We start from the raw sequence: 10,973 nt of genomic DNA, 5'->3' as shown, positions 1-10,973 counted from the left end.
AACCGCAGACCAGGTCTCAAGCCCATGCCCGACCTATAGCCGCATCTGAATCGGGCCCGGCTCGCTCGCAGCTTATGGTTCCGTCCAAAGAAAAAGCCGCCACGTTTCCGGGGCGGCTTTGATGTGAGCGGTAAGATATCGTGGATTAGAAGGCCCGTATGGCGTTGCGCGTCGCGAGCACGTCCTCGGCGACATTGCCCGTTGTTGCGGGAACGGAACCGACGAGATCCAGGAACTTGTAAAGTTCGGTTGCCTGCGAATTCGTGACGTAGATGATATCGCGATCCTGCATCGGGAACTTCGTGCTGGCGAAGAAAGTTGAGGGATCGCGCAGATTGGCGCGGAAGATGACCGGAATTTCCTGGTCCGGGAACTTGGAGGTGTCGATACCGAGCTTCACGAGAAGATCGCGCTTGACGATACGATAGATATAGACCTGAGCGGGATCCGCACGGGAATCCAGCAATCCGCCGGCCTTGCCGAGTGCATCCGACAGCTTGAGATCCGCATCCTCGAACTCGAAACGCCCATTGAGGCCGGAAGCGCCGAAGGCCAGATAGGTGCGGCGCTCACGCTCCACCATGATGGTGTCGCCCGGAACCACATAGATGTTTTCGGTGGGCGTGCTGACGAGGTGGTTGTAATTGACACGCGCGGTCTTTCCGCGGCGGATCAGGGTGACGTAGGATTCGATGTTCGGGGCGCTGAGACCCTTGGCGTAGGAGATGACGTCGAGAACGCGATCACCCGCTTCCGAAAGCTGAACCTTCGTTGGCTCCTTGACGTCGCCAAGCACGGAAGCCTGCGCGGAGCGGCTGGAAATCTTGGTGATGAGGACCTGCGGCTCGATGGCGCGGTTGGCCAGCCGTTCTTCGATTTCGCTCTGAACGTCCTCGACATTGCGACCGGTCGCGCGAATCTTGCCGGCATAGGGAACGCTGATATTGCCTTCCCGGTCCACCGTCTGGTTCGGCAGGCTGATATAGTTGCCGGGACGGCTGCCTGCGTCGGCGGGGATGAAGAGGCCACCCGCCTGGCTTTCGAAGATCGCGACCTGCACCACGTCGCCAACACCCATCGGCAAAGCCGGAACACCACCCTTACCGCCGCCGAAGCTGCCAAGCAGCGTGCTGCTGGTGGTGTCGCCAACATAGTTCAGAACGGAACTGTTTATATCAATGAGCGCGTAGTCGACGCCTGCGGTCTTCTTCTTGTCCTTGGTACCGAACTTTACGGAAGCGTTGGATTCGATTGTCGCCGCATCCGGCCCAGACGCCGCAGTGACCGTGCAGCCCGCCAGTGCAGCAGAGGCAAGCAGAATCGAAACATTCAATAAACGCATTTGGTCCTCAAAATGAATTTCGTCCGAAAAAGCAGATGGGCCGGACATCGTATAATTTTTTTAAATGGGCACTTCATAAAAACACCGACAAAGGAAACCCTAATCGGCAATACAGAATCGAATTCCGCAATATTAACGCTCGTATCAGGCATATGCCCAATTTCAGGCGATGCTTCAAGTTCATTCAACGCGTAACTGCGCCGGAGAAACCCGCGCCATTCGCAATATTCGCGTGCCCGAATGCTGTCAGTATTGCTACTCTTCAATATTCAGTCGCGGCCATATTCTCTTCGATTGCTGCATTGCGCTAGTGCAGTTTTGTCACGCTTGCAGGGTTTCTTTCGTGGTCGATGCGAGAGATTGTCTAGTCTATTGTTATTAAATAATATTTTATAGCGCACCATTCTCCTCAGGCCCGCTCCGCCAGCGCGAAATTCACGGTATCGGCGAATTCCCGCAGGAAGCGTTCGCGGGAAAAACGGGCGGCATTGTCAATGCAGGCGTTCTTGTCGAAACGGTCGGAATTATCGACGAATTCCTGGACGGCGGCGCAGATGGCTTCCGAGGTCTGTTCGCCGAAATAGAGGCCGGTCGGCTGGTTTGAAGCGCCGAGGGGGATGACGGTTTCCAGTACTCCGCCTTTGCCATAGGCGATGACCGGTGTGCCGAGCGCCTGGGATTCGACCGGCACGATTCCGAAATCGTCTTCTGCGGCGAAGACGAAAGCCTTGGCCTCCGCCATATATTTATGAAGCTCTTCATTTCCGACAAAGCCGAGGATTTCGACGTTGGGCGTGGCGATCTCACGGATGCGTTTCATGTCCGGTCCATCACCGATGACGACCAGCCGTTTGTCGGGCATTTTCGCAAAGGCTTCGACGATCAGGTGCACTTTCTTGTAGGGCACCAGCCGTGATGCGGTTACGAAATAGTCGCCTTTCCATTCGGAGGGCGACAGATGTGATGTGTCCACCGGCGGGTAGATCACGGTGGAATCACGCCCGTAACATTTGCGCACGCGGCTGCGGATGAATTTGGAATTGACCGTCATCAGGTCGACGCCGTGAGAGGTGCGGATGTCCCACATGCGGATATAATGGAGAATGGCGCGCGCGATCCAAGAGGCAAACCCGCGAGTGAGCTTGGTTTCCTTGAGATACTGGTGCTGGAGATCCCAGGCGTAACGGATCGGACTGTGAATATAGGATACATGAAACTGGCCGGGGCCGGTGATGACGCCCTTGGCGACAGCATAGCTTGAGGAAATCACCAGATCGTAGCTGCTGAGATCGAATTGCTCGATGGCGAGCGGCATGAGCGGCAGATAGGAACGGTATTTTTTTCGCGCGAAGGGCATCTTCTGAATGAAGGACGTGTTGACCGGTCGCCCGCCGAGAAAACCCCGGTCGCGCTCGCTCATGAAATCGACGAGGCAATAGAGATCCGCGTGAGGATAAATTTCAAGAAGGTTGTGAAGCACTTTTTCGGCCCCACCTCTGTCGGTGAGCCAGTCATGCACGATTGCCGTCTTCATAATTTCCTCAATAATTTCAACGTAATAAAAATTTATAATCCGCCCTGGAATAAAGCCCGGCGGCCTGGAATATCAGTCTGTCGGCAGCCTTTAAAAACACGGCTGGTGGGGGCAAATAAGGTAACGATTAATAGAAATGCGAAGTTGTGCGTGTCGTAATCTGGTCTTGGTCAGAACCTCAATAGCACTTTGTTCGCAAATGCGAAATATCCAACCTTCTTAAAACCCGGTCTCCATCTGCGAGTCTCAGATGCCGGCCGAATCCATGTCTGCCCTGGTGGCTGAAGCCTGCGCTTCAAGTCTTCCGTTCTCATCTCCCCCCAAATCTCTCTCCTATTTTGCCAAATCAATGAATCCAGCCATCTCGCGGCAAGGTCATTGACAAGGCGTCTTATCGAGATATTCTGTTATAAAGATGCATATAACATAATAGTGGAACACATAAGGTTGGAACTAAGAGCTGGGAGCTTAACAATGAGACGTAAACTTGCATTTCTCGCCACCGCTGCTTTGCTGCTTGCGCCGGGTGTGATGATGGCTCAGGAAAAGGGCGGCGTCATCAATGTCGCCACGATCGGCGAGCCGCCGACGCTTGATGCGATGGCGTCGACTGCCGATCTCGTCGGTATCGTCACGCAGCATATTTTTGAAACGCTCTACACCTTCGACAAGGGCTGGAAGGTTACGCCGCTTCTGGCGGAAAGCCTGCCCGAGATCAGTGCTAACGGCAAAACCTATACGATCAAGCTGCGGCAGGGCATCAAGTTCCATGACGGCAGCGACATGACCTCGGAAGATGTCGTCGCTTCGCTGGGCCGCTGGATGAAGATCGCCTCGCGCGGCAAGCAGGCCGCCGGTTTCATCGACAAGATCTCCGCACCGGATGCCGGAACGGTCACGATTACCCTCAAGCAGCCCTATGCGCCGCTGACCTCGCTGCTTGCCTTCAACAATTCGGCAGCCATCATTCTGCCGGCCGAGAAGCAGGCCGAACCAATGGCCGAATTTATCGGCACCGGCCCCTATATGCTGAAGGAACGCAAGGCGGATCAATATATCCAGCTCGTCCGTTTCGATGGCTACAAGTCCCGTGATGGCGAAAGCGACGGATATGGTGGCGCACGCCATCAATATCTCGATGAAATCCGTTTCGTTCCGGTGCCTGATCCGAATACCCGTGTCGAGGCCGCCGTTTCCGGCCAGTATGATTATGTCGATTCCATTCCGGTCGAATCCTTCGACAAGGTGAAGTCGTCGTCGGCCTCGCAGCCGCTGATGCTGAAGCCTTTTGGTTATCCGGTCTTCGTGTTCAACACCAAGGAGGGGCTTTCTTCCAAGCTGGAGGTCCGCAAGGCGGTGACCGAAGCGCTGAACATGGAGGATATGCTGGCGGCTGCCTTTGGCAGCACGGATTTCTATGCGCTTGACGGCGCTTATTATCCGTCCAATTTCTCCTGGCATTCGGAAGAGGGCGTCAACGGCACTTACAACGTCGGCAACCCGGAAGCCGCCGCCGAAAAGCTGAAGGCTGCCGGTTATAATGGCGAGCCGCTGCGCATCCTCACCAGCCGGCAGTATGAGTTTCACTACAAGATGGCGCAGGTTGCTGCGGAATATCTGAAACTTGCCGGTTTCAAGGTGGATATGCAGGTGGTGGACTGGGCGACGCTGACACAGCGCCGCGCTGACCCGAAGCTCTGGGATGTCTATATCACCCACAGCCCCTTCCTGCCGGAGCCGGCGCTGATCGGTGCGCTTTCCACCGGTTCACCGGGCTGGTGGGATACGCCGGCGCGCAAGGCGGCGGTTGATGCCTTCACCTCCGAAGCCGATCCGGAGAAGCGTGTCACGCTCTGGGCCAATGTGCAGAAGACGATCTATGCCGAGCTGCCGCTCATCAAGATCGGTGACTTCAACGCCGTGGCGGCCAAGTCCAACAAGCTGGAGGGCGTCGATCCGGCTCCCTGGCCGTATTTCTGGAACGCTTCGGTCACGAAGTAAGGCCGGCTCCGCACGCCGTCACCCCGGCCTTGAGCCGGGGTCCAGCGCGATCAGGTTCCTGGTCGCAGAGAACCTTTCACCACGCAGACGCGTGGTGGCTGGATGCCGGATCAAGTCCGGCATGACGGAGGCAAGTGTTTTCCGACCGTGAGTGCCGGAATTATCGGCACCCATCGACTACTCGTTTCAACCGTCGCCTGATAGCGGCCCATCACGCGCTTCGGAGCATACATACGTGATACGGTATATTTTCCAGAGACTTGCCGGGATGATCGTGGTGATGTTCCTCGTCGTCACCATCGTCTTCGTCATCCTGCGCGTAACACCCGGGGATCCGGCGGCCGTGATGCTCGGGCCGGATGCCTCGGCGCAGGACATTGCGGAGTTGCGCAGCCGGCTCGGCCTCGATCAGTCGCTCGGCGTGCAATATGTCTATTATATCGGGCAATTGCTGAAGGGCGATCTCGGCCAGTCGATCTTTCTCAACATGCCGGTCGGTGCAGCGCTGCTGGACCGGGCCGAACCGACCTTCTTCCTGACGATCTTTTCGCTGCTGATCGCCAGCGTCATCGCGCTTCCCATCGGCATTTATGCCGCTTACCGGCGTGGCTCTTTTGTCGATCAGGCAGCGACCACGGTGGCGATGCTGGCGGCAAGCATTCCGAGCTTCTGGCTTGGCCTCATTCTCATGCAGGTCTTCGCCGTCCGGCTCGATATGTTCCCGGTATCGGGTTATGGCGGTCCGGGTGCTAGCTTTCTTGAGCGCATGTATCACCTGACCCTGCCGGCAGTTGCGCTCGGCCTCGTTTCCTCCGCCCTCATCCTGCGCTTCACCCGCGCCTCGATGCTGGATGTTTTAGGTGACGACTATGTCCGCACCGCCCGTGCCAAGGGCGTCAAGGAGCGCCGCGTGGTGATGAAACATGCGCTGAAAAACGCTCTTATTCCCATCCTGACCGTGCTCGGACTCACCGCCGCCGTCCTGATTTCCGGCGCGGTCGTCACGGAAACCGTTTTCGGCCTGCCGGGTGTCGGCAATCTCGTCGTCTCGGCCGTTCTCCGGCGCGATTATCCGGTCATTCAGGGCGCGCTTCTCATCATCGCCGGGCTTTACGTGCTCATCAATTTTGCAATCGACATGCTCTATCTGCTGGTCGATCCGAGGGTTCGTTACTGATGGCCGATATTGTTTCCACCGTCCCGCCGGCACGCAACCCGACCGTCCTGTTCATTCGGCGTCTCCTGAAACGCAAGACGGTCGCTGCCGGTCTCATCGTGTTGCTGGTCTTCGTGCTTCTCGCGGTTTTCGCGCCGATGATTGCGCCCTATTCGCCATCGAAACTGTCGATTGTGAACCGCCTGAAGCCGCCAAGCGAGCTTTACTGGTTCGGCACCGACGAGTTCGGTCGTGACGTCTTCTCGCGCACCATCTATGCCGGAAGGCTGTCGCTTCTGGTCGGGGCCGCCGTGGTCGCGCTTTCGGCGCTGATAGGCATCACGCTCGGCCTGCTCGCTGGTTTCTTCCAGAAGCTGGATACGCCGATTGCCCGCCTGATCGATGCGATGATGGCCTTTCCGGATATTCTGCTGGCGATTGCGCTGGTGGCGGCACTCGGCCCGTCGCTGACGACTGTCATCATTGCACTTGCCGTCGTTTATTCGCCGCGCCTTGCCCGCATCGTGCGCGCCTCGACGCTGGTGATCCGTGAATTGCCCTATGTGGAGGCGGCGAAGGCGCTCGGCATCTCCACCTTCCACATCATGACGCGGCATGTGCTGCGCAATCTGGTCTCGCCGATCCTCGTGCAATGCACCTTCCTTTTCGCCAGCGCCATGCTGGCCGAGGCCGGCCTGTCGTTTCTGGGGCTCGGTGTCAGCCCCGAAATACCCACCTGGGGAACCATGATCTCCGCCGGCCGCCAATATATCGGCCAGGCGGACTGGATGACCTATTTCCCCGGCTTTGCCATCATTCTTTCCGTGCTGTCGCTGCAAATGGTCGGCGACGGGTTGCGGGACATGCTCGATCCAAGACTGCGAAGGGATTTGTAATATGACGTCCGGTGAACAGGCGAAAACGCCTCTTCAAGCTCCCATTCTTCTTTCCAATGTGAAACCCGTCGGTTTCGGAAAGGGCGCATCACAGGCTTCGACCGATATTCTGATCGGCGGCGATGGCAAGATCGCCGCGGTTGGGCCTGCCATTCAGGCGCCTGCGGATGCGCAGCGCATTGATGCCAAGGGTGCCTTCATTTCGCCCGGCTGGGTGGATCTGCATGTGCATATCTGGCACGGCGGCACCGATATCTCCATCCGCCCCTCCGAATGCGGGGCGGAACGCGGCGTGACGACGCTGGTGGATGCCGGTTCGGCGGGCGAGGCGAATTTCCACGGTTTCCGCGAATATATCATCGAACCCTCGAGGGAGCGCATCAAGGCCTTCCTCAATCTCGGCTCGATCGGGCTCGTCGCCTGCAACCGCGTGCCGGAACTGCGCGACATCAAGGATATCGATCTCGATCGTATCATCGAATGTTACGCCGAAAACAGCGAACATATCGTCGGCCTCAAGGTGCGGGCGAGCCATGTCATCACCGGCTCCTGGGGTGTGACGCCGGTCAAGCTCGGCAAGAAGATCGCCAAGATCCTGAAAGTGCCGATGATGGTGCATGTGGGCGAACCGCCCGCACTTTATGACGAGGTGCTGGAAATCCTCGGCCCCGGTGATGTCGTGACCCATTGTTTCAACGGCAAATCGGGTTCCAGCATCATGGAAGACGAGGACCTGTTCAATCTTGCCGAACGCTGCGCGGGCGAAGGCATCCGGCTGGATATCGGCCATGGCGGCGCCTCCTTCTCCTTCAAGGTGGCGGAAGCGGCGATTGCACGCGGCTTATTACCGTTCTCGATTTCGACGGATTTGCATGGCCACTCGATGAATTTCCCGGTCTGGGATCTGGCGACGACCATGTCGAAGCTGCTGTCGGTTGATATGCCCTTCGAAAATGTCGTCGAGGCCGTCACCCGCAATCCGGCCTCCGTCATCCGCCTCGATATGGAAAACCGTCTCGATGTTGGCCAACGCGCCGATTTCACCATTTTCGATCTAGTGGATTCCGATCTGGAAGCGACCGATTCCAACGGCGATGTGGCGCGTCTGACGCGTCTGTTCGAGCCGCGTTACGCGGTCATCGGCGCGGAAGCGATTGCTGCCAGCCGTTATATTCCAAGAGCGCGCAAGCTGGTACGCCACAGCCATGGTTATTCCTGGCGCTGAACCCAAATGGACAAGGCGGAGGAGGGCAACCCCTCCGTCTTCCGCAGAGATTAAGGGATACCCGTCCCTGTATTATGAGGAATTCGCGTGAAACAGTCTTCGCTTGAGGCAGAGGGGCGCCATTCGCCCTATGACCGGCTCGCCGCGCTCGGCATCTCCCTGCCGCCGCCGCCGCCGCCGATTGCCAATTTCGTCACGCATGTGGTGGAAGGCAACATGCTTTATCTTTCGGGGCAGGGGCCGCGGGAGGAAAACGGCCATCTCTATGCCGGCAAGGTGGGAGCGGAAATCGGGCTGGAAGAGGCCTATAACCATGCGCGTCTCACCGGCATCAATCTCCTCGCCGTCATGCATGAGGCGCTGGGTGATCTGTCGCGGGTGAAAAAAGTGGTCAAGCTGCTCGGCATGGTCAATGCGGTGAGCGATTTCCGCGATCACCCGAGCGTCATCAATGGCTGCTCCGATCTCTTCATCGATGTGTTCGGCGATGCGGGACAACATGCCCGCTCCGCCGTCGGTTTCGGCTCGCTGCCGGGTAACATCACCGTTGAGATAGAAGCCATCGTCGCGCTCAAGGATTGAGGCCGTTCAATGGTTGCGCCAGCCCATCAGCTTTTCGATCCGTTCCGCCGAAACCCTGACCTGTTCGGTATAATGGTTCTCGTCCGCCAGCACCTTCTGTTCCGGCAGCACGATGGAAATCGTCGCCACGCATTCGCCCCTGTTGTCGCAGATCGGCGAGGCGATGCAGGCGACGGCGTAATCGGATTCGGCGACCTGTATCGACAGCCTGTCATGGAAGGCCGCACCTGCCGATTGCGACAGGGTCTCCGGGTTGATTTCCGCGCGGCCGGTCGGCGAGGTGCGGGCGCAGCGCCGGAAAAGCTCGACACGTTCAGCCTCCGGCAAATGGCCAACGAGCAGGCGGCCGGAGGCCGTCCAGTTCAGGGGAACACGGGTGCCGACACGCGACGCGACCTGAAAATGGCTCGGACCATCGGCCATGGCCAGAACAAGCATATGGTCGCCATCGCGGCCGCAAAGCTGCACGGTCTCGCCCGCATGGCGGCACAGATCGTGCATTTCGTGGGTGGCGACACCCATGAAGTCCAGCGAGCGGGCATAGGCGAGGCCATAATGGTAAAGCCGCGCGCCGAGCCAGATATTGCCATCGGCATTGCGTGCCAGCATGTTCTTTTCGACGAGATCGTCGACGATCACATAGACGGTGGAAAGCGGCGCCTTGATCGCCTTGGCAATCGCGTAAGCGCCGGCCGGCGATCCGGTTTCGTAAAGGTAATCAATCACCTGAAGGGCGCGGTCGATGCCGCTGACGCGCGAGCGCTTGGCCGCCTTCGCGTCTGCGTTTTCGACGGCCTCGGACAGGGCGGTTGAAGACGTTTCGTCCAGTTTATGGGCGTCCAATTTTGGCTCCTCACGGGTTTTGAGAAGCTATTACATTATTATGGCATATATGTCGATGCCCATCGCATCGCAAAGACAGGAGAAAGACATGACCGAGGATATCAGAAGCAGGATCGGCCTTCGCCCGGTCATCAACGTCTCGGGCACCATGACCTCGCTCGGCGCGTCGATTGTCGTTCCCGAGGCCGTTCAGGCCATGGCGTCCATCCTGCCGCAATTCGTCGAGATCAATGATCTGCAACGCAAGGCGAGCGCGATCATTGCAAGACTGACGGGCGGCGAGGCCGGTTTCGTCACGGCGTCCTGCTCCTCCGGCATCAGCCTTGCAGTGGCGGGGGCCATTACCGGCAATAATCTGCTGGCCATCGAAAAGCTGCCCGATGTCGCGCCTGAAAAGAACGAAGTGCTGGTGCAGATGGGGCATGTGGTGAGCTATGGCGCGCCGGTGGATCAGGCGATCCGCCTCGGCGGCGGCAAGGTGGTGCTGATCGGGCAGGCGACATCGACCCACCGTTTCCACATGGAAAACGCCATCACCGAAAAGACGGCGGCAGCGGTCTATGTCGTCTCGCATCATGTGGTGAATTACGGTTTGCTGCATCTTTCCGAATTTGTCGAGATTGCCCATGCCAGGGGCGTGCCCGTCATCGTCGATGCGGCGTCCGAATATGATCTGGAGCTGTTTCTGGCGACGGGCGCGGACGTTGTCCTCTATTCCGGTCACAAGTTCCTCGGCGGCCCGACCTCCGGCATCGTCGCCGGCAAGAAGGAACTGGTGCGCAACGCCTTCCTGCAGAACATGGGTATCGGCCGCGGCATGAAGGTCGGCAAGGAAAGCATCTATGGCGTCATGGCGGCGCTGGAAGCCTGGGAAAAGCGCGATCATGCCGGCATTCGCGAGCGCGAAACCGGCTATCTTAATCTCTGGAAAAAGACGCTGGACGGACGCCCCGGCGTGACGGCGCTGATCGAGCCCGACCCGACCAACAACCCGCTCGACCGGCTGCGCGTCATCATCGATGCCGAAGAAGCCCATATCACCGCCTGGGACCTGACGACGGCGCTCGCCAAAGGCAGCCCACCGATCATTGCCCGCGATCACGAGGTGGAACACCGTTATTTCTATCTCGATCCCTGCAACCTGCATCCCGGCCAGGAAACCATCGTGGCTGCCCGTCTGGCCGAGGAGCTGGACAAGGCGCGCGCCTCCAACGAGGTGATTGCAACACCGTTCGAAGACCGCAGCCGCCACCGCTTCGACGGCATGCTGCGCTGGCCTGACTAAGTAACGACTGCATGTGGAACGAGCGGGTGCCGCGAGCTTCTTCTCCCCGAGGGGGAGAAGGTCGCGGCAGCGGGATGAGGGGGCGAGGGTGCGGTCTATCTCAAACGTC

9 protein-coding genes are annotated in these 10,973 nt (G+C 58.5%); 6 read left to right on the top strand and 3 right to left on the bottom strand.

What is annotated here, in order from left to right:
- Positions 1–145: 145 nt before the first annotated feature.
- Entirely contained in the window at positions 146–1,342 is a 1,197-nt protein-coding gene (locus AGR13A_RS15815; RefSeq protein ID WP_080840222.1) for a polysaccharide biosynthesis/export family protein, read from the bottom strand.
- Between the two features lie 409 nt (positions 1,343–1,751).
- Positions 1,752–2,876 (bottom strand): glycosyltransferase family 4 protein, encoded by a 1,125-nt coding sequence (locus AGR13A_RS15810; RefSeq protein ID WP_080837388.1) that lies wholly within the window; start codon positions 2,874–2,876, stop codon positions 1,752–1,754.
- 474 nt (positions 2,877–3,350) lie between these two features.
- Here AGR13A_RS15810 and AGR13A_RS15805 point away from each other — a divergent pair, with 474 nt between their 5' ends.
- The 5 genes from AGR13A_RS15805 (at position 3,351) to AGR13A_RS15785 (ending at position 8,736) form a co-directional block, all read left to right on the top strand.
- Positions 3,351–4,877 carry an ABC transporter substrate-binding protein gene (locus AGR13A_RS15805; RefSeq protein WP_080837385.1) on the top strand — a complete coding sequence of 509 codons (1,527 nt, stop codon included), beginning with the start codon at positions 3,351–3,353 and terminating at the stop codon, positions 4,875–4,877.
- Between the two features lie 235 nt (positions 4,878–5,112).
- Positions 5,113–6,054, top strand: coding sequence for an ABC transporter permease (locus AGR13A_RS15800; RefSeq protein ID WP_167377562.1), 942 nt, complete (start codon positions 5,113–5,115; stop codon positions 6,052–6,054).
- Positions 6,054–6,929 carry an ABC transporter permease gene (locus AGR13A_RS15795; RefSeq protein WP_080837379.1) on the top strand — a complete coding sequence of 292 codons (876 nt, stop codon included), beginning with the start codon at positions 6,054–6,056 and terminating at the stop codon, positions 6,927–6,929. The genes AGR13A_RS15800 and AGR13A_RS15795 overlap by 1 nt, the downstream gene beginning before the upstream one ends.
- Position 6,930: 1 nt before the next feature.
- Entirely contained in the window at positions 6,931–8,154 is a 1,224-nt protein-coding gene (locus tag AGR13A_RS15790; RefSeq protein ID WP_080837376.1) for an amidohydrolase/deacetylase family metallohydrolase, read from the top strand.
- Positions 8,155–8,241: 87 nt separating this feature from the next.
- Complete coding sequence (locus tag AGR13A_RS15785; RefSeq protein WP_003519868.1) at positions 8,242–8,736, top strand: RidA family protein; 495 nt, start codon at positions 8,242–8,244, stop codon at positions 8,734–8,736.
- A gap of 6 nt (positions 8,737–8,742) precedes the next feature.
- Here the strand turns inward: AGR13A_RS15785 and AGR13A_RS15780 are convergent, their stop codons facing one another.
- Positions 8,743–9,579, bottom strand: coding sequence for an IclR family transcriptional regulator (locus AGR13A_RS15780; RefSeq protein WP_080837374.1), 837 nt, complete (start codon positions 9,577–9,579; stop codon positions 8,743–8,745).
- Between the two features lie 88 nt (positions 9,580–9,667).
- Here AGR13A_RS15780 and AGR13A_RS15775 point away from each other — a divergent pair, with 88 nt between their 5' ends.
- Positions 9,668–10,864 (top strand): aminotransferase class V-fold PLP-dependent enzyme, encoded by a 1,197-nt coding sequence (locus AGR13A_RS15775; RefSeq protein ID WP_080840221.1) that lies wholly within the window; start codon positions 9,668–9,670, stop codon positions 10,862–10,864.
- Positions 10,865–10,973 lie beyond the last annotated feature (109 nt).

Source organism: Agrobacterium genomosp. 13 str. CFBP 6927 (assembly GCA_900012615.1).
GTDB lineage: Bacteria > Pseudomonadota > Alphaproteobacteria > Rhizobiales > Rhizobiaceae > Agrobacterium.
The sequence above is the reverse complement of the archived record's forward strand: the minus strand, read 5'-3'. Positions and strand labels throughout refer to the sequence as shown.